This window comes from Allorhizobium pseudoryzae, assembly GCF_011046245.1.
In the GTDB taxonomy this organism is placed as follows: domain Bacteria; phylum Pseudomonadota; class Alphaproteobacteria; order Rhizobiales; family Rhizobiaceae; genus Neorhizobium; species Neorhizobium pseudoryzae.
Map to the genome: position 1 here is coordinate 3114203 of NZ_CP049241.1, position 17784 is coordinate 3131986.

Below are 17784 nucleotides of genomic sequence, written 5' to 3' on the forward strand. Positions count from 1 at the left end.
GTGACGGAATCAAGTCTTTTTTACAATCGAGCTGGAGAATGAAATGTCGGAAGCGATCGAAGCCCGTCTGAAAGAGCTGGGGATAGACCTGCCCGTCGCGGCAGCGCCCGCCGCCAACTATGTTCCCTTCGTGCTGAGCGGCAACACGCTCTACATTTCCGGCCAGCTGCCCATGGAAGGCGGCAAGGTCGCCGTGACCGGCCTTGTCGGCGCCGACGTCGATGTCGCGACCGCCCAGCGCGCCGCAGAACTCTGCGCCATCAATATCCTTGCCCAGGTCAAGGCAGCGCTTGGCGGCGATCTTGGCAAGGTCCGCCGCGTGCTGAAGCTCAACGGCTTCATCGCCTCGGCACCGGGCTTCATCGAGCAGCACGTGGTGATGAACGGTGCCTCCAATCTCATCGCCAATGTTCTTGGCGATGCCGGCAAGCATGCTCGCGCTGCCGTCGGCATGGCGGCCCTGCCCTTCAACGCGGCGGTCGAAGTCGATGCGATCCTTGAGGTCGAGGCATGAGCACCGACGCGAACTGGATCAAGGAGATTCCGGTCGCCCATCGCGGCTATCACGATCTCAACAAGGCCGTCTGGGAAAACACGCTCTCGGCGTTCAGCCGTGCCGTCGAGGCCGGTTTTGCCATCGAATGCGATATCCAGCTGTCCGCCGACAGCGTGCCGATGGTCTTCCATGACGACACGCTGGAACGGCTCTGTGCGATCAAGGGCGATGTCCGGGAAAAGATGGCGTCCGAACTCGGCCTGCTCTCGGTCGGCGGCACCGCCGACCGCATTCCGAAGCTCAAGCAGTTGCTCGACCTGGTGAAGGGCAAGGTGCCGCTGGTGATCGAGTTGAAGGGCCGCAGCGCCGAAGACGATGATGGCTTCGTCGAAACCGTGCTCGAGGTGCTGGAAGGCTACCAAGGTCGGATCGCGCTGATGAGCTTCGACCATCATCTGCTGAAGGACCTGAAACGGGTTGGCGCGCCCTACCCGGTCGGCCTGACCGCCATGGGCGATACGGCAGAAGACTTCTTCAAACATGACGAGGCGATGCAGCTCGGACTTGATTTCATCTCCTACCACTGGGCGCACCTGCCCAACAGTTTCATCACCGCACAGCGCCAGCTCGGCATTCCGGTGATTACCTGGACGGTGAGGGATGAAAAGGCGCGCGCCCATACCTATACTCATGCAGACCAGATGACGTTCGAGGGTTTCGACCCCAGAGAAAGCAGTCCCTCTGCCGCATGACCGAAAAGCTCACCCTCCGCGTTGAAAACTCCCTCTCGTCCATCGCGCCTCAGCGCTGGGCCGAGCTTTCCGGAACACGACGCGGAGGGGTAACCCCCTTCAACCCGTTCCTCTCGCACGCCTTCCTGTCATCGCTGGAGGAATCGGGGTCAGCGTCATCCAAGACAGGCTGGCTCGGCCATCACCTGCTCCTGGAGGACGCAACCGGGCGCCTCATCGGCGCCGTCCCCGGTTACCTGAAAAGTCACAGCCAGGGCGAATATGTCTTCGATCACAGCTGGGCCGACGCGTTCGAGCGGGCGGGCGGGGATTATTACCCAAAAATCCAGTGTGCGATCCCGTTCACCCCGGCCACAGGCCCGCGCCTTCTGACCGGTGCCGGAGATGCTGCGGCGGCTACCGTACAGGCGACGCTTGCCGCGGGCCTTGCCGAGGTCGCACGGCAGACCGGTGTTTCATCCGCACATGTCACCTTCCTGCCGGAGGCGGAACTTCCTGCGTTCGAGGAGGCCGGGTTCCTCCACCGCACCGACCAGCAGTTCCATTTCATCAACAAGGGCTACGCCAATCACGAGGAATTCCTCGGCGAACTCTCCTCCTCCAAGCGGAAGAACCTGCGCAAGGAGCGGCGGCAGGCGCTGGAGAACGGGATCACCATCGATTGGCTGACCGGCAGCGACCTGACGGAAGAGATCTGGGACCAGTTCTTCACCTTCTATATGGATACCGGCAGCCGCAAGTGGGGCCGCCCCTATCTCAACCGCCGTTTCTATTCGCTGATCGGCGAACGCATGGCGGACGATATCCTGCTCGTCATGGCCAAGCGCGAGGGCCGCTACATTGCCGGCGCCATCAATTTCATCGGCGAAGACACACTGTTCGGCCGCCACTGGGGCTGCATCGAAGACCACGCCTTCCTGCATTTCGAGGTGTGCTACCACCAGGCAATCGATTTTGCCCTGGCCCACAAGCTTGCCCGGGTGGAGGCTGGCGCGCAGGGCGAACACAAGCTCGCCCGCGGCTACCTTCCGGTCACCACCCATTCCGCCCATTACATCACCCATCCGGGACTTCGCCGCGCGGTGGCCGATTACCTGAAACAGGAACGGCGGCAGGTGGAATATACCGGTGAGGTCTTGACCGAACACAGCCCCTTCCGCAAGGGAGAGCGGCAGGACGGCATTTCTATCAGAAGGGATTCAGACGGCCATGACGAGCCAGACCTATGATGCAAACAACATCTTCGCCAAAATCCTGAAGGGCGAGATCCCCTGCCACAAGGTGTACGAAGACGACGACACGCTGGCCTTCATGGACGTGATGCCGCAGGCGCCGGGCCATCTCTTGGTGATCCCCAAGGTGGGGTCCCGCAATCTTCTCGATGCCGACCCCGCCGTTCTTGCAAAACTGTTTCCGGTCGTGCAGAAGCTTGCGGTTGCCGCACGGGATGCCTTCGAGGCCGATGGCGTGCTGATCTCGCAGTTCAACGAGGCGGCCGTCGGCCAGACGGTGTTTCACCTGCATGTGCATGTGGTTCCGCGCAAGGAAGGTGAAGCGCTGAAGCCGCATTCCGGCAAGATGGAAGACCATGCAGTGCTGGCCGCGCATGCCGAAAAGGTGAAAGCCTGCCTTTAAGCGGATTTTCTTCCGCCCGTGTTCTCCATTTTTGACCGCAAAGGCGAGAATGTGAGGATTTGTTTCTTTTTTTCGAGGAGAATCATAACCGGTTCGGCGCATCTATCGGCATGCGCCGGGCATCTTCCTGGCCGGAGACCGGATCCTTCAGGCGACGACACGACATGATCCTACCGCATTTTTCCAAAGGCCGTCCGGCCGTGGACAAGGAAGCGCCCATCCGGGCGGAGCTGATCGATCTCCTGTATGCCTCCACCTTCAACGTCGTGTTCATCGGCTTTGCCGCTGCCTTCTTCTGCAGCCTGATTGCCCGCAAGGCGGATGACGACGTGTTCGCTGCATTTGCGGTGATCGCTCTCCTCATTGCCGCCCTGCGGTTCGTCATCGATCGCGCCTACAAGTATTTCAGGGAGCGGCACACAACGCGGTTCTGGGAAGCGGCCCACTCTGCGGGCAGCCTGCTGTTTTCCATCCTCGTCGGCGCCATCGGCACCTATACGTTCTGGCGGGGGCCGGAAGAGGCGCAACTGTTTTCCGCTGTCTTTCTCGTCAGTTATTGCACCGGCATCGTCACGCGGCTTGCCGTGCGCCCGATCCTGGCCATTGCCTGCATCAAGATCGCGACTCTGCCCTATATCGTGGTCCTGCTGTTTCATGCGCTGTTTCTCTACAAGATGCTGGCGCTGTTCCTTCTGATGATGTCGCTCGCCAGCCTGCAACTGATCCGGACCAGCTACCGCCTCACCTTCGATGTGCTGATCACGCGAGCCGAATTGGCCGCCCTTGCCGGCAGCGATCCGCTGACGGGACTGGCCAATCGTTTCACCGTCGATCAGCAATTGCAGCGGCTTTTCCTCGGGCAGCAGGTGAGACCGGGCCAGGCGGTCGCGGTGCATTTCATCGATCTCGACCACTTCAAGGCCGCCAATGATACGTTCGGCCATGCGGTGGGCGACGCGATCCTGGTGGAAGTCGCGCGGCGGCTGAATGACATGCTTCCGGCAGATGCGATTGCCGCACGCCGCGGCGGGGACGAATTCCTCGTGATCCAGCCGCACCTCGAAGCCTCGCTCGACGCAGTTCGTCTGGCCAAGCGGATTACGGCGTCGCTGTCGCAACCGTATGCAGTGATGGGGCAGGAGGTGACGATCGGTGCCAGCGTCGGCGTTGCCGCGACCGACAACACACAGGAAACGCCGCAGCGCCTGATCGTCGCAGCCGACCACGCGCTGTACGAGGCCAAACGCAAGGGCCGCGGGCTCGTCGAATTCTCTAAAGTCGCCATCCAGCAGGTCGCGTGAGGCCACAAAGGCTTTAGAGCGTCAAAAGCCCCAGGATCAGCAGCGAGATCGACACCACGACGCAGACGATGACGCGCTGGCCGGCGAGCAGAAACGCCAGGAACCCGACCCCGAGTGCGCCAAGACGCAGCCAGAGCGGTGTATCCGCCAGCGTGCCCGTCGGAAACACGACAAGCTTCGATGTCACCGCCATGACGAGCGCGGTCGCAACCGCCCTCACCCACTGCAAGGCTTCGGACGCCTCATCCAGCCGGTTGCCGATGATCACGCCGAGATAACGCCAGACATCGGTCGCCAGCCAGCCGGCGACAATGATGACGACATAGACCCACCAGCCGTTCTCACTCATGGCTGTTCTCCATGGCCGATCTCGCCGGCAGGCGATGCCGCCACGGGCGGTTTGCGCCGGCGGATGACAAACCGGTCGATGAGATAGGCGAGCGTGCCGCCACCGATTCCCGCATAAACAACGTCGAAGTCCGGCGAGACCAGCGCGAAGGCCGGGCCGAGAACGACGCCGAGGAGAAAGGCGAGCTTGACGACGGAGTGGCGGGCGCTCGCCCAGATGGAGCCAAAGAAATAGACCGGCGTCATCATGAACAGCGCCCCGGCGACGATCGGCGGAAACTGCGCAACGATGCCGTAGCAGACGCCGACGATTAGCGCGTTGATCAGGGTGAGCGTGATGGCAAAGCCGCCGAAATAGGCGGTGCGGCGTTCGCGCGGCACGTCGTTCAGATGCTGGATCGCAAAGACCCAGGAGGTGATCGCGACGAAATGCGAGAGAAACAGCAGAAGCCAGGTGGGACTCCTGTCGTTCTTCATGTCCGGCATGATGGAGGCCACCATCGGCATCATGCGGATCGAGGAGAGTGTCACGGCGAGGAAACTTGCAGCGAGGGGCGCGCCACCCACCATGGTGCCGATCAAGATCATCTTCGCCGGCAGCGCCCAGACGGCCAGCGTCATAAACACGGCCTGGTCCCGGGTGATGCCCGATTCCAGCGCAAAGGCGCTGAAGCCCACGAAGGAGGTCATGAGAATGAGAGCGGGAAGAGAGAGGATGCCGCGCATTCCGGTCAGGAACCAGAAGAGGCCGGAGCGCATGTCAGACGCGGAAGAAGGCATGAAACAGTCCGAATGAATGCCGCCAGCGAACGTCGGCACAGACACAAATATGCCGGGGATCTCTCCCCGGCAATCTCTGGCGGTACGAAGGCCGCTTATTTCTTCTTCGGCACTCGGGGAACCGTCGAACTCTTCCGGGGCTTGCGGGCATCGGGTTCTTCCGTCAGGACATCCCCCTCTGCCTCAAGCGTGGCCTTCGGCGCCGGCTTTCCCCCCGAGGGGGCCTTTGTGCCGGGCGCCTCCGCCTTGCCCTTGGCGGGCTTGGCCTTGGCCTTGCTCTCTTCCAACTCGGTCTCGACCTTCGGCTTCACCGGAACCGCTTCCGGAATCGATTCCAGAACCAGGCCGTCCTTGCCGTCATCCTTCTTGCCGACGGTGACCTTCACGACGCCACCCTTGCGCAGCGCGCCGAACAGAATCTCGTTGGCGAGCGGCTTCTTGATGTGCTCCTGGATGACGCGCGACAGCGGACGGGCGCCCATGCGTTCGTCGTAGCCCTTTTCGGCGAGCCAGGCGATCGCATCCTGGTGCAGGTCGAAGGTGACGTTGCGTTCGGACAGCTGGGTTTCCAGCTGCATGACGAACTTCTGCACGACCTGATGGATGACCTCCGTCGGCAGCGGCGCAAACGGAATGATCGCGTCGAGACGGTTGCGGAATTCCGGCGTGAACAGGCGGTTGATCGCCTCTTCATCTTCGCCCGTGCGCTTGGACGAGCCGAAGCCGATCGCGGCCTTGGCCATTTCGGCGGCACCCGCATTCGTGGTCATGATCAGGATCACGTTGCGGAAGTCGATCTTCTTGCCGTTGTGATCCGTCAGCGAGCCATGGTCCATCACCTGCAACAGGATGTTGTAGATGTCCGGATGCGCCTTCTCGATTTCGTCGAGGAGCACGACCGAATGCGGATGCTGGTCCACCTGGTCGGTCAACAGGCCGCCTTGGTCGAAGCCGACATAGCCGGGAGGGGCCCCGAGCAGGCGGGACACCGTGTGCCGCTCCATGTATTCCGACATGTCGAAGCGCAACAGCTCCACGCCGAGCGACGAGGCAAGCTGCTTGGCGACTTCCGTCTTGCCGACGCCGGTCGGGCCGGAGAACACATAAGAGCCGATCGGCTTGTTCGGTTCACGCAGGCCGGCGCGCGCCAGCTTGATCGCGGTTGCGAGCGCTTCGATGGCCTTGTCCTGCCCGTAGACGACGGAGCGCAGCTCCTTCTCCAGGTTGGCGAGAACCATCTCGTCATCCTTGGAGACCGTCTTCGGCGGAATGCGGGCCATGGTGGCGATCGTGACCTCGATCTCCTTTTCGGTGATCAGCTTGCGGCGCTTGGAGGCCGGCAGCAGCATCTGCGCCGCGCCGGTCTCGTCGATCACGTCGATCGCCTTGTCCGGCAGCTTGCGGTCGGAGATGTAGCGGGCCGAGAGTTCAACGGCCGACTTGATCGCCTCATTGGTATACCGAAGCTTGTGATACTCCTCGAAATACGGCTTCAGGCCCTTCATGATCTCGATCGCGTCGTCGATCGACGGCTCGTTGACGTCGATCTTCTGGAAGCGACGGACGAGTGCCCGGTCCTTTTCGAAGAACTGGCGGTACTCCTTGTACGTGGTCGAGCCGATGCAGCGGATTGCGCCGGAGGAGAGCGCCGGCTTCAACAGGTTCGACGCATCCATCGCACCACCGGAGGTCGCGCCCGCGCCGATGACCGTGTGGATCTCGTCAATGAACAGGACCGCGCCCGGATACTCTTCGAGTTCCTTGACGACCTGCTTCAGGCGCTCCTCGAAATCACCGCGATAGCGGGTGCCGGCGAGCAGCGTACCCATGTCGAGCGAAAAGATCGTCGCATCGGCGAGCGCTTCCGGCACCTTGCCTTCGACGATCCGCTTGGCGAGACCTTCGGCGATCGCCGTCTTGCCGACGCCGGGATCCCCGACATAGAGGGGGTTGTTCTTCGATCGGCGGCACAGCACCTGGATGGTGCGGTTGACCTCGTCGTGACGGCCGATCAGCGGATCGATCCGGCCGTTCTTGGCCTTCTCGTTCAGGTTGACGCAATAGGCCTTCAGCGCATCCGGCGCCTTCTTGCCGGCGCCGTCTTCCTGGTCGCCACGGGCGGCCTTCGCATCGGCCTCGCCTTCATCGACCCCGCGCGGCGGACGCACCTGGGATGCGCCCGGCCGCTTGCCAATGCCATGCGAGATGTAATTGACCGCGTCGTACCGCGTCATTTCCTGCTCCTGCAGGAAATAGGCGGCATGGCTTTCGCGCTCGGCAAAGATCGCCACCAGCACGTTTGCGCCCGTCACCTCTTCGCGACCGGAGGACTGGACGTGGATGACGGCGCGCTGGATCACGCGCTGGAAACCGGACGTGGGCTTCGAATCCTCATCATAACCGGTGATGAGGTTGGACAGATCGTTGTCAACGTAGTCCGAAACCGTCTTGCGCAGGGCTTCGAGATCCACATTGCAGGCTCCCATCACGGCGGCCGCGTCAGCGTCGTCGATCAAAGCCAGGAGCAAGTGTTCCAGCGTTGCATATTCGTGGTGCCGCTCATTCGCGAACGTCAGTGCCTGATGCAGCGCCTTTTCAAGACTCGGCGAAAATGTTGGCACGTGCGGACCTCATTTCTTTTCCATGACACATTGCAGCGGATGCTGGTGCTGGCGGGCAAAATCCATGACCTGGCTCACCTTGGTCTCAGCAACCTCGTACGTAAAGATCCCACATTCGCCGACGCCGTGATGATGCACGTGCAGCATGATGCGGGTGGCCGCTTCGCGGTCTTTCTGGAAAAAACGCTCCAGAATGTGAATGACGAAGTCCATGGGTGTGTAGTCGTCATTCAATAACAGGACACGGTACAGGTTCGGCCGTTTCGTCTTGGGTTCCGTGCGGGTGATGACCGACGTACCCCGATTGCCGTTGTCGCCCTGACCGTCCTTTTCGTTCTGCATTAAGATCGGCTGTGCGATCATCATTTCCATTCCCCAATCATCCGGCTTCCCGGACAAAGCACCCGTGTGAAACCGAACATCAGACGCCTTTATTTAGTTCGCCATCCGCCGATTTTAAGCCCCTTGCTCCAAGGCGCAATCACTATTCCATGACCAGCCTTGCCCGGAGCAGGAAAATCAACCTGTGCCGGCGCAGGACTGAATCAAAAAGGGCCGGTCGCACGCTTCGTGCCGACCGGCCCTCAAACTTCTGTTTGCCCGAAGGCGAGCATTCGCCTCTGCGTCAGGCTGCCTGCGAGGAGACGACGGCAGTCGCCTTCGTCATCGGCGCTTCGTAAGGCTTGTAGGCGCTTTTGGCGAGGTCGGCATACATTTCGCTGAGCTTCATGGATTCTGCGAGAAAGCTCTCATAGGCCGTCTTCGCAAACTTCGTCTGCACTTCGTAGACGGCTTCGACACTGCGGGCTGCCGTCAGCTGTTCCATGTAGCTCACCATGTCCTGCATGGACTTCTTCTGGTAATCACCCGCTTCCGAGGCGATCGCCTGAAAACCCTTCACCATGTCCGAATAGCTGCGCATCATACCATCGACCGTTTCTTTGCTTTTACGGCTGGCTTCGTCGAGATTGAACATTGTCCGCCTCCTCAGGGGTTGGTTCGCATCTGCGAATAGAATGATTCCGCAGTGCGAAAGTCAACCCGCGCAAGGCTGTGCAAGCGTTAACATTTTCGAATAAAACACGGGACGCGGGAAAAATCGAAATCGCTTTGACGAAACACAAAAAAGAATGGGGCCCCGAGAGCCCCATCACCGTCGCTGATCTTGCTGATCGGCGTCTTCGTCAAAGATCGACGTCCAGGATCGCCATCGAAAAGTTATAGGACCGGTCACCGTCCTCGTCATCGAGGTAAACCACACCGAGGAACTCGTCGCCGGCATAGACCTCGGCGGAATCGTCTTTCTTCGGGCGCGCCTTGACGCTCATCGAGGGGTTGAACACCCGCTTGAAATAGGCGTCCAGCTTCTTGATCTCATCGGCTTTCACTGGTTTTTCTCCGTCAGCGTTCGCATTGCGGTGGCTTTTGGCACGGGACAAGTGCGAAAGTAAAGCGTATCGGCCCGTCATCCCCGGACGACTGGCGACTGAGGCATGGGGAGCGGCTGAGGCGTTTCAATCGTCGGAACGCAGCATCTGGTCCATCAGGCGCGAGGGTTCCGAACACCCTGCTTCTCCCACCACCTTGGCCGGAACACCGGCAACGGTGGTCTTTGGCGGAACGGGCTTCAGCACGACCGAACCGGCCGCGACGCGCGAGCAGTGACCGATCTCGATATTGCCGAGGATCTTGGCACCGGCGCCGATCAACACACCGTTACCGATCTTCGGATGGCGGTCTGCCCCTTCCTTGCCCGTACCACCGAGCGTGACGCCATGCAGGATCGAGACATTGTCGCCGATGACCGCCGTCTCGCCGACAACGAAACCCGTCGCATGGTCGAGAAAGATACCCCGGCCCATGCGGGCTGCCGGATTGATGTCGGTCTGGAAAACGCTCGAAGCGCGGCTCTGCAGATACATGGCAAAGTCGCGGCGATCACGCTTCAAGAGCCAGTGCGCCAGACGATGGGTCTGGATGGCATGGAAGCCCTTGAAGTAGAGGACCGGCTCGAGGAAACGCATGCAGGCCGGATCACGGTCATAGTAGGCCTGGATGTCCACGCGCAGGATCGCGCCCCATTCCGGCCATTCCTCCTGCATTTCCTCAAACGTTTGGCGCAGCAGGACCGCCTGCAGATCCGGATGGTCGAGACGCTCGCAGATGCGGTGGATCACGCAATCTTCGAGGGACTTGTGGTTCAGCACCGTCGAATAGAGGAAGGCCGCCAGCAACGGATCACGCTCCGCCCCTGCCCTCGCCTCCTGACGCAGCGTGTCCCAGATCGGATCCACGGAAGCCACAGGCTCCGCGGAACGAATGTCAGTGCGTGCCACCATGGCAAAATCCTCGTTCGCGACAGAGCGCATTATATAGAACAGTCTTGCACAAACACCAATGGCGACGAAACGGGCGGACCGATCAGCCTGCGCCGATCTCGCGGTAGAAATCGAGGACCGCGGCCTTGAACACCCGGTCTCCGACCGCCAGCATGTGGTCACGGTTCGGAATGTCGAGCGCCCTCGCATTCGGCATCAGGGCGGCGAGTTCCTGCGGCGAGCCGGCGATATCGTCCTTGGTGCCGACACCGATCAGCGTGGGCGCCTCGATCCGGCCCATGTCGGCGCGCGACACGAGGTCCCGCGAACCGCGAATGCAGGCGGCAAGCGCTTCGCGATCGCTCTTCGTCTGGTCGGCAAAGGCGCGGAACATGCGTCCCCTCGCATGGCTGACCTCCTCGAGCGACGGCGCCAGAAGCGCGTCTGCAATCGGGTCCCAGTCGCCGACGCCATCGGTCATGCCGATGCCGAGGCCGCCGAGCACCAGCGACCGGACGCGGTCCGGATGCCCGAGTGCTGCGAATGTCGAGATGCGCGCGCCCATCGAATACCCCATCAGGTGGGCATCCTTGAGGCCGAGATGATCGAGCAGTGCCATCGCATCACCCGCCATCACCCATGGACGGTAGGCTTCTGAATCACGCGGCTTGTCGCTCGCGCCATGCCCGCGGTTGTCGATCGCGATCACCCGGTAGCCTGCGTCCGAGAGCGTCTTCAGCCAGCCGGGATGCACCCAGTTGACGTTGGCCGTCGAGGCAAAACCATGGATCAGCAGGATCGGCTCGCCGGAGGGGTCTCCCTCGTCGAAATAGGCGAGCCGCAGGCCCTGGTGGGTGAAGGTCGAAAACTCGGGCGTGTTGAGATTCATGATGTCGCTTTCCTGCTCGCGTCTGACCACCGGCCGATCATCCGGCGATGGATCGGCGCGGGTGCATTTTTTTGACGGCGCCTGCCGTCTTCCCACTACACTTTCACACCCTGCCTCTATAATGTCCGCGCCAGAAATTCAAAGCATGGAGACGACTATGGCCGGCCACGGCATTCCTCACTTCCAGAACGACGGTGGACATCGCCTTATCGAGGTGGGCGTCAAGGAATTCATGTGCACGGGCGCCAATGTTCCCTTTGACCATCCGCACATCTACATCGACATGGGCGACGACAACGAGAAGGTCTGCTCCTACTGTTCGACGCTCTACCGGTACAATCCGGCGCTGAAGGCGGAAGAAACAAACCCGCCGGGCTGCGTCTTCCACGTGAAGGCCGCCTGATCGAAGACACACCGACATGACCACCAGGAATGCCGCCATCATCGGCGCCGGTATGGCCGGCCTCACGGCTGCACTGGCGCTGGCGAAACGCGGTGTCCGCGTTCACGTCATCGAACAGGCGCCGTATCTGGCCGAAGTCGGCGCCGGTTTGCAGATCTCCCCCAATGCGTCGCGCATTCTGGCAAGGCTCGGCGTCCTGTCAGCGCTCGAAGCGCACTGGACGGAGCCCGACCGCATCTCGCTGGCGTCTGGCCGAACGCTCGGTCGCGTGGCGGAGGTGCCGGTGGGACGCTCCGCCCGGGAACGCTGGCGGGCACCTTACGGGGTCCTGCACCGCGCCACGCTGCAGCGCGTGCTACAGCAGGCGGTCGAGGCCGATCCGATGTGCACGCTGCAACTTGGCCGGCGCGTCAGTCACGGCGATCCTGCCATCATTGCGGACCTGACCGGCGAAGCGCCGGACCTGATCATCGGAGCCGATGGCGTCTGGTCGAGTGTCCGCGAATCGATTGCCTCTGCACCGGAGCCGGATTTTTCACACAATGTGGCGTGGCGGCTCATGGTCGAGGGACACAGGGCGCCCGGTTTCCTGTCGCCGCAATCGGTGACCGCCTTCCTCGGCCCCTCCGCCCATATCGTCTGTTATCCGCTGAAGGAAACCGGCGGGTTCAACGTGGTGGCGATCGCCGCCGGCGTGACACCCGGTGAAACCTGGGAGGCGAGCGCGACGGCCGAGGAAACCGGCATGCTGCTCCGGCAGTTCCGCGGCTGGAACCCGCAGATCGTCGAGATGCTGCGGCAAAGCCAGAACGCCAAGTTCTGGCCCCTCTACCAGGTGAGCGACGGCAATTGGCACAATGGCGAAAACAAGGTGCTGATCGGCGATGCCGCGCACGCGATGATGCCGTTTGCCGCGCAAGGTGCGGCCATGGCCATCGAGGACGCCTGGGAACTGGCACAACAGGTCGGACGCTCGGCAAGCCTGCAGCAGGCGCTGGCCGCTTACGAATCCATCCGCAAGGCCCGCATCGACAAGGTTCGGCGCCGCGGCAACTTCAACCGCTTTGCCTATCACCTGCGCGGGCCCCTGCGGCTCGGCCGCGATCTCGTGCTCGCCCTTCGTCCGCCGCAGGCGCTGGCGGCGGACATGGACTGGCTCTACGGTTACGACAGCGCCGACTGATCAGACGGCGCGTGCGGCCGCAAAACCGATCTCGAGATCCTTCTTGAGATCGGCGACATCTTCGAGGCCGATCTGCAGCCGGATCACCGGGCCTTCGGTCGGCGCCTTGCAGATGGTGCGGTCGTTCAGGTTGACGTGGACTGCAAGGCTCTCATAGCCGCCCCAGGAATACCCCAGGCCGAAGAAGAACAGGGCGTCCAGGAAGGCATGTGCCTTCGCCTTGAAGTGTGCCTCGCTCTGCGCCTTCAGGACAAAAGAGAAGACGCCGCTTGCGCCCTTGAAGTCGCGTTTCCAGATCGCATGGCCGGGGAAACTCTCAAGCGCCGGATGCAGCACCCGCGCCACTTCCTCGCGTCCTTCCAACCAGCGGGCAATCTCGAGCGCGCTCTTCTGGTGATGCGCCAGGCGCACGCCCATGGTGCGCAGACCGCGCAGGATCTGGTAGGAATCATCCGGTGCGCCGCAGGTGCCAAGGGTTATCTGCGCCTCGTGCAGCTTCGGCCAGTGTTTTGCATTGGCAGACACCGACCCCATGATGATATCCGAGTGGCCGGACGGATATTTGGTCGTTGCATGGATCGAGACATCGACGCCGAAATCGAGTGGCCGGAAGAACAGAGGCGTTGCCCAGGTATTGTCCATGGTCACGACGCAATCATGCCGGTGAGCGGCCTCGGCTATGGCGCGAATATCCTGCATTTCCATGGTGTTGGAACCGGGCGCTTCGGTGTGCACGAGCCGCGTGTTCGGTCGGATCAGGGTCTCGATCGACGCGCCGAGAGACGGATCATAATATTCGACCTCGACGCCGAGCCTCGTCAGCATCGTGTCGCAGAAATGCCGGCAGGGCGAATAGACAGAATCGACGATGAGGGCGTGATCCCCGGCCGAGAGATAGGCGAGGAAAGGAACGGTGATCGCCGCGAGGCCGGACGGCACCAGGATCGTTCCCGCCGCCCCTTCAAGCGCATTCAACGCCTCGCACAGCGCATCCGTCGTCGGCGTTCCCCGCGTCCCGTAGGTGTATTTCTGTCCGCGCGTTTCCATTGTCTTGCAATCGGGAAACAGGACGGTCGAACCATGCACGACCGGCGGATTGACGAAACCATGGAAGCTCATGGGATCATGACCGAGATGCGCCAGACGCGTGTTATCGCCCGCCTGGTTGAGGGAAAGCTGTTTGTTTTTCATCGGGAAGCGGCTTTCGATTGATGGATGCCGCCTGTTGTTAAACCTCGTCGCCGGACCGTCAACCCCTGTGCGAACGGATCCTCAACGCCGATGAAATGCCGCGAGAAACTGATACTCTGTTCAGCACAGCCTGCACAATATCTCACACCCTGCCTAATATATCACCAACACACGTCAATTTGTCGAATTTGAGGCGCTAATTTAAAGTGCAAGACTTGACCCTTGCCCATATTTGCGACTGAGATATGCCCAGCTCGTTTGGGAGGCCTTACGCGAGCGGTTCCGGCCTACCGCCAATCTGGCGCGGCGACGGAACTTGGGTCGATCTAAAAAACACAGACAAAGGTTGGGAAAATGAAAAAGACGATTCTGTCAGCCGCGATTGGCGCGGCAGTCCTTGGCGCTGCCTCGGCTGCATCCGCTGCCACGCTTGACGACGTAAAGGCAAAGGGCTTCGTCACCTGCGGCGTCAGCCAGGGCATCCCGGGCTTCTCGAACCCGAACGACAAGGGTGACTGGTCCGGTCTCGACGTCGATTATTGCCGCGGCATTGCGGCTGCCGTGTTCGGCGATCCGTCGAAGGCAAAGTTCGTCGCCCTGTCGAGCAAGGACCGCTTTCCGGCGCTCCAGTCCGGCGAAGTGGACGTTCTGACCCGCAACACGACCTGGACCATCAGCCGCGACACCTCGCTCGGCTTCAACTTCCGCACCGTCAACTACTATGACGGCCAGGGCTTCATGGTGAAGAAGAGCCTCAACGTGAAGTCGGCGCTCGAACTGTCCGGCGCTGCCGTCTGCGTTCAGCAGGGCACCACGACCGAACTCAACCTCGCCGACTACTTCAAGGCCAACAACCTGCAGTACAATCCGGTTGTGTTCGAAAAGGAAGCCGACGCCACCAGCGCCTACGATTCCGGCCGTTGCGACGTTTACACCACCGACCAGTCCGGTCTCTATGCCGTGCGCCTGAAGATGAAGAACCCGGACGAGAACATGGTTCTGCCGGAAGTCATCTCCAAGGAGCCGCTCGGGCCGGCCGTTCGCCAGGGCGACGACAAGTGGTTCGACATCGTCAGCTGGGTTCACTACGCCATGGTGGGTGCCGAAGAACTCGGCGTGACCTCCAAGAACGTCGACGAAATGAAGACGAGCGGTGGTCCGGACATCAAGCGTATGCTCGGTTCTGAAGAAGGCACCAAGATCGGTACCGACCTTGGCCTGAGCAACGACTGGGCAGCCAACATCATCAAGACCGTCGGCAATTACGGCGAAGTCTTCGCTCGCAACCTCGGTCCGGACACCCCGATCAAGATCGAGCGCGGCCTGAACGCACAGTGGACCAAGGGCGGCCTGCAGTACGCCCCGCCGATCCGCTAAGCCGCCTTTCCAAACTCGGAAAACCTGAAAGGCGGGGGATACCTCGCCTTTCTACGTATAAAAGAACCCATCACGGGCAAGAACAGCTCCAAAGAGCATGACAAGAGGGAAAGGCGCTGATGGCAGGCTTCGCGCTGAATTTGGCAAAACCGGACACACAACGATCATCCACGTCGTCACTCATCTACGATCCGAAGGTGCGCGGCATTTTCTACCAGGTGCTGACGGTCGCCCTGGTTGCGCTCTTCGTCTGGACGGTGACGCAGAACACGATCAACAACCTGGCGAAGGCGAACATCGCCTCCGGCTTCGGATTTCTCGAAGGGCGCGCGGGCTTCGACATTGCGCAGACCCTTATCCCCTACAGCAGCGATGCGACCTACGGGCGCGCATTGATCGTTGGGCTTCTCAACACGCTGCAAGTCGCTTTCTTCGGCATCATCACCGCCTCGATCCTGGGCTTCGTCGTTGGCATTGCCCGCCTGTCGAAGAACTGGCTGATCGCCAAGCTTGCGCAGGTCTATGTGGAAATCTTCCGCAACATTCCGCCGCTGCTCGTCATCCTGTTCTGGTACAAGGGCGTCATCTCGGTCCTGCCGCAAGCCCGCGATTCGATCGCGATGCCGCTATCGTCCTACCTCAACAATCGCGGTCTCTTCTTCCCCAAGGCGATCTGGGGCGATGGCGCATGGATGATTGGTGTCGCCTTCCTCGTGGCGATCGTCGCGTCCATCGTGATCTTCCGCTGGGCCCGCAAGCGCCAGGCGGCCACCGGCCAGCAGTTCCACTCCGGCTGGACCGCGATCGGCCTCATTATCGGCCTTCCGGCGCTGACCTTCCTGGTGCTCGGCTCGCCGATCAGCTTCGATTATCCGATCGCCGGTCGCTTTAACCTCACGGGCGGCAGCACGATCGGCCCGGAGTTCATCTCGCTCTATCTGGCGCTCTCCTTCTACACCGCCTCCTTCATCGCGGAAATCGTGCGCGGCGGCATCCTGGCCGTTGCGAAGGGACAGACCGAAGCGGCAAGTGCGCTCGGCATCCGCCCCAACGTGACCACACGCCTCGTCATCATTCCGCAGGCGATGCGCATCATCATCCCGCCGCTGACCAGCCAGTACCTCAACCTGACGAAAAACTCGTCGCTTGCGGTTGCCGTCGGGTTTGCGGATGTCGTCGCCGTTGGCGGCACCATGCTGAACCAGACCGGTCAGGCCGTCGAAATCGTCGCGCTGTGGCTCGTCATCTACCTGTCTCTGTCGGTCACTACCGCTGTGTTCATGAACTGGTTCAACGCCAAAATGGCGCTGGTGGAGAGATAAGATGGCTGTCACCGATGTTTCTTACGTCCGCCAGCAGATGGAGGGGCCGAAGCCGGCTCCTTCCAGCCAGGTTGGCGTCATCCACTGGCTGAGGACAAACCTGTTTGCCTCGGTCACCGATACCATCATGACGATCATCGGGCTTGGGCTCCTCGTCTACACCCTGCCCGGCCTCATCCAGTGGCTCTTCCTGGATGCGTCCTGGACGGGGACGGATCGTAGCGCCTGCGCCACGGTCTCGCAGGGGGGCGTTCTTCCGGACGGCCAGTCCGGCGCCTGCTGGGCCTTCGTTTCGGCAAAGTTCAATCAGTTCATCTTCGGGCGTTATCCGTCCGAACTCTACTGGCGTCCTATGCTGGTGATGGTGCTCTTCATCGCCCTCTTGATCCCGATGCTGATGCCGAAGGCCCCCTACAAGGGCTGGAATGCACTGACGCTCTTCATCGTCCTGCCGGTCGTCTCCTTCTTCCTGCTGGGTGGTGGCTTCGGTCTCGAGCCGGTCGAAACCCAACTCTGGGGCGGCCTGATGGTGACGCTGATCCTCTCCTTCTTCGGGATCACCGTGTCGCTTCCCTTCGGCATCCTGCTCGCGCTCGGACGCCGCTCGAACCTGCCGGTCATCAAGATGCTGTGCGTCCTCTTCATCGAGGTCATCCGCGGCATTCCGTTGATCACCGTGCTGTTCATGGCAAGCGTCATGCTGCCGCTGTTCCTGCCGGATGGCTGGACCTTCGACAAGCTGTTGCGGGCGCTGATCGGTGTGTCGCTGTTTTCCTCCGCCTACATGGCGGAAGTCATCCGCGGCGGCCTGCAGGCAATCCCGAAGGGCCAGTTCGAAGGCGCCGATTCGCTCGGCCTCAGCTACTGGCAGAAGACGCGGCTGATCATCCTGCCGCAGGCGATCAAGCTTGTCATTCCGGGGATCGTCAACACCTTCATCGGTCTCTTCAAGGACACCTCGCTCGTCTACATCATCGGTATGTTCGACCTGCTCGGCATCGTCACGCTCAACCAGTCGGATGCAAACTGGTCGTCGCCGGTGACGCCGATTACCGGTTACGTCTTTGCCGGTTTCGTCTTCTGGATCTTCTGCTTTGCCATGTCGCGCTACTCCCTCTTCATGGAGCGCCACCTCGACACCGGCCACAAGCGTTAAAAGGATAAGGGT

General features: G+C 61.3%; 19 protein-coding genes. 10 read left to right on the forward strand and 9 right to left on the reverse strand.

What is annotated here, in order from left to right; translation table 11 throughout:
- Positions 1 to 43: 43 nt before the first annotated feature.
- The 5 genes from G6N78_RS15065 (at position 44) to G6N78_RS15085 (ending at position 4184) form a co-directional block, all read left to right on the forward strand.
- Positions 44 to 514 (forward strand): RidA family protein, encoded by a 471-nt coding sequence (locus G6N78_RS15065; protein WP_165219830.1) that lies wholly within the window; start codon positions 44 to 46, stop codon positions 512 to 514.
- Positions 511 to 1248, forward strand: coding sequence for a glycerophosphodiester phosphodiesterase (locus G6N78_RS15070; protein ID WP_165219832.1), 738 nt, complete (start codon positions 511 to 513; stop codon positions 1246 to 1248). The genes G6N78_RS15065 and G6N78_RS15070 overlap by 4 nt, the downstream gene beginning before the upstream one ends.
- Positions 1245 to 2477 carry a GNAT family N-acetyltransferase gene (locus tag G6N78_RS15075; RefSeq protein WP_165219834.1) on the forward strand — a complete coding sequence of 411 codons (1233 nt, stop codon included), beginning with the start codon at positions 1245 to 1247 and terminating at the stop codon, positions 2475 to 2477. The genes G6N78_RS15070 and G6N78_RS15075 overlap by 4 nt, the downstream gene beginning before the upstream one ends.
- Positions 2458 to 2883 (forward strand): HIT family protein, encoded by a 426-nt coding sequence (locus G6N78_RS15080; protein WP_165219836.1) that lies wholly within the window; start codon positions 2458 to 2460, stop codon positions 2881 to 2883. The genes G6N78_RS15075 and G6N78_RS15080 overlap by 20 nt, the downstream gene beginning before the upstream one ends.
- Before the next feature lie 164 nt (positions 2884 to 3047).
- Entirely contained in the window at positions 3048 to 4184 is a 1137-nt protein-coding gene (locus tag G6N78_RS15085; RefSeq protein ID WP_165219838.1) for a GGDEF domain-containing protein, read from the forward strand.
- Positions 4185 to 4197: 13 nt separating this feature from the next.
- On the opposite strand, the gene G6N78_RS15090 is transcribed toward G6N78_RS15085, so the two are convergent.
- The 8 genes from G6N78_RS15090 to G6N78_RS15125 form a co-directional block, all read right to left on the reverse strand.
- On the reverse strand, positions 4198 to 4533 hold the full coding sequence (locus tag G6N78_RS15090; protein WP_165219840.1) for an AzlD domain-containing protein: 336 nt from the start codon (positions 4531 to 4533) through the stop codon (positions 4198 to 4200).
- Positions 4530 to 5312: an AzlC family ABC transporter permease gene (locus tag G6N78_RS15095; RefSeq protein ID WP_165219842.1), complete on the reverse strand. Its 783-nt coding sequence runs from the start codon at positions 5310 to 5312 to the stop codon at positions 4530 to 4532. The genes G6N78_RS15090 and G6N78_RS15095 overlap by 4 nt, the downstream gene beginning before the upstream one ends.
- Before the next feature lie 95 nt (positions 5313 to 5407).
- Positions 5408 to 7933, reverse strand: a complete 2526-nt coding sequence (gene clpA, locus G6N78_RS15100; protein ID WP_165219844.1) for an ATP-dependent Clp protease ATP-binding subunit ClpA — start codon at positions 7931 to 7933, stop codon at positions 5408 to 5410.
- 9 nt (positions 7934 to 7942) lie between these two features.
- Positions 7943 to 8296, reverse strand: a complete 354-nt coding sequence (clpS, locus tag G6N78_RS15105) for an ATP-dependent Clp protease adapter ClpS (protein ID WP_165221861.1) — start codon at positions 8294 to 8296, stop codon at positions 7943 to 7945.
- Positions 8297 to 8558: 262 nt separating this feature from the next.
- Complete coding sequence (locus G6N78_RS15110; RefSeq protein WP_165219846.1) at positions 8559 to 8909, reverse strand: phasin family protein; 351 nt, start codon at positions 8907 to 8909, stop codon at positions 8559 to 8561.
- A gap of 208 nt (positions 8910 to 9117) precedes the next feature.
- The gene (locus tag G6N78_RS15115) at positions 9118 to 9321 is read right to left on the reverse strand and encodes a DUF3126 family protein (RefSeq protein ID WP_165219848.1); all 204 of its coding nucleotides are present in this window, start codon (positions 9319 to 9321) and stop codon (positions 9118 to 9120) included.
- A gap of 126 nt (positions 9322 to 9447) precedes the next feature.
- Positions 9448 to 10272, reverse strand: a complete 825-nt coding sequence (gene cysE, locus G6N78_RS15120) for a serine O-acetyltransferase (protein WP_165219850.1) — start codon at positions 10270 to 10272, stop codon at positions 9448 to 9450.
- Positions 10273 to 10354: 82 nt separating this feature from the next.
- Positions 10355 to 11140 carry an alpha/beta fold hydrolase gene (locus tag G6N78_RS15125; protein WP_165219852.1) on the reverse strand — a complete coding sequence of 262 codons (786 nt, stop codon included), beginning with the start codon at positions 11138 to 11140 and terminating at the stop codon, positions 10355 to 10357.
- A gap of 157 nt (positions 11141 to 11297) precedes the next feature.
- Here G6N78_RS15125 and G6N78_RS15130 point away from each other — a divergent pair, with 157 nt between their 5' ends.
- Positions 11298 to 11543, forward strand: coding sequence for a zinc-finger domain-containing protein (locus G6N78_RS15130; protein WP_165221864.1), 246 nt, complete (start codon positions 11298 to 11300; stop codon positions 11541 to 11543).
- A gap of 16 nt (positions 11544 to 11559) precedes the next feature.
- Positions 11560 to 12726, forward strand: coding sequence for an FAD-dependent oxidoreductase (locus G6N78_RS15135; RefSeq protein WP_165219854.1), 1167 nt, complete (start codon positions 11560 to 11562; stop codon positions 12724 to 12726).
- Here the strand turns inward: G6N78_RS15135 and G6N78_RS15140 are convergent, their stop codons facing one another.
- Positions 12727 to 13917, reverse strand: coding sequence for a cystathionine beta-lyase (locus tag G6N78_RS15140; protein ID WP_165219856.1), 1191 nt, complete (start codon positions 13915 to 13917; stop codon positions 12727 to 12729).
- A gap of 354 nt (positions 13918 to 14271) precedes the next feature.
- Between G6N78_RS15140 and G6N78_RS15145 the strand changes: the two genes are divergently transcribed.
- From G6N78_RS15145 to G6N78_RS15155, 3 genes are all read left to right on the forward strand, one after another.
- Positions 14272 to 15294 (forward strand): amino acid ABC transporter substrate-binding protein, encoded by a 1023-nt coding sequence (locus tag G6N78_RS15145; protein WP_165219858.1) that lies wholly within the window; start codon positions 14272 to 14274, stop codon positions 15292 to 15294.
- A 119-nt stretch (positions 15295 to 15413) separates the two neighbouring features.
- Positions 15414 to 16616, forward strand: a complete 1203-nt coding sequence (locus G6N78_RS15150; RefSeq protein WP_165219860.1) for an amino acid ABC transporter permease — start codon at positions 15414 to 15416, stop codon at positions 16614 to 16616.
- A 1-nt stretch (position 16617) separates the two neighbouring features.
- Positions 16618 to 17772, forward strand: a complete 1155-nt coding sequence (locus G6N78_RS15155) for an amino acid ABC transporter permease (protein ID WP_165219862.1) — start codon at positions 16618 to 16620, stop codon at positions 17770 to 17772.
- Positions 17773 to 17784 lie beyond the last annotated feature (12 nt).

Bases quoted from the DNA above. Each gene is read 5' to 3' on its own strand.
- G6N78_RS15065 (WP_165219830.1), top strand. From the start codon at position 44: ATGTCGGAAGCGATCGAAGCCCGTCTGAAAGAGCTGGGGATAGACCTG.
- G6N78_RS15070 (WP_165219832.1), top strand. From the start codon at position 511: ATGAGCACCGACGCGAACTGGATCAAGGAGATTCCGGTCGCCCATCGC.
- G6N78_RS15075 (WP_165219834.1), top strand. From the start codon at position 1,245: ATGACCGAAAAGCTCACCCTCCGCGTTGAAAACTCCCTCTCGTCCATC.
- G6N78_RS15080 (WP_165219836.1), top strand. From the start codon at position 2,458: ATGACGAGCCAGACCTATGATGCAAACAACATCTTCGCCAAAATCCTG.
- G6N78_RS15085 (WP_165219838.1), top strand. From the start codon at position 3,048: ATGATCCTACCGCATTTTTCCAAAGGCCGTCCGGCCGTGGACAAGGAA.
- G6N78_RS15090 (WP_165219840.1), bottom strand. From the start codon at position 4,533: ATGAGTGAGAACGGCTGGTGGGTCTATGTCGTCATCATTGTCGCCGGC.
- G6N78_RS15095 (WP_165219842.1), bottom strand. From the start codon at position 5,312: ATGCCTTCTTCCGCGTCTGACATGCGCTCCGGCCTCTTCTGGTTCCTG.
- clpS (WP_165221861.1), bottom strand. From the start codon at position 8,296: ATGATCGCACAGCCGATCTTAATGCAGAACGAAAAGGACGGTCAGGGC.
- G6N78_RS15110 (WP_165219846.1), bottom strand. From the start codon at position 8,909: ATGTTCAATCTCGACGAAGCCAGCCGTAAAAGCAAAGAAACGGTCGAT.
- cysE (WP_165219850.1), bottom strand. From the start codon at position 10,272: ATGGTGGCACGCACTGACATTCGTTCCGCGGAGCCTGTGGCTTCCGTG.
- G6N78_RS15125 (WP_165219852.1), bottom strand. From the start codon at position 11,140: ATGAATCTCAACACGCCCGAGTTTTCGACCTTCACCCACCAGGGCCTG.
- G6N78_RS15130 (WP_165221864.1), top strand. From the start codon at position 11,298: ATGGCCGGCCACGGCATTCCTCACTTCCAGAACGACGGTGGACATCGC.
- G6N78_RS15135 (WP_165219854.1), top strand. From the start codon at position 11,560: ATGACCACCAGGAATGCCGCCATCATCGGCGCCGGTATGGCCGGCCTC.
- G6N78_RS15140 (WP_165219856.1), bottom strand. From the start codon at position 13,917: ATGAAAAACAAACAGCTTTCCCTCAACCAGGCGGGCGATAACACGCGT.
- G6N78_RS15145 (WP_165219858.1), top strand. From the start codon at position 14,272: ATGAAAAAGACGATTCTGTCAGCCGCGATTGGCGCGGCAGTCCTTGGC.
- G6N78_RS15150 (WP_165219860.1), top strand. From the start codon at position 15,414: ATGGCAGGCTTCGCGCTGAATTTGGCAAAACCGGACACACAACGATCA.
- G6N78_RS15155 (WP_165219862.1), top strand. From the start codon at position 16,618: ATGGCTGTCACCGATGTTTCTTACGTCCGCCAGCAGATGGAGGGGCCG.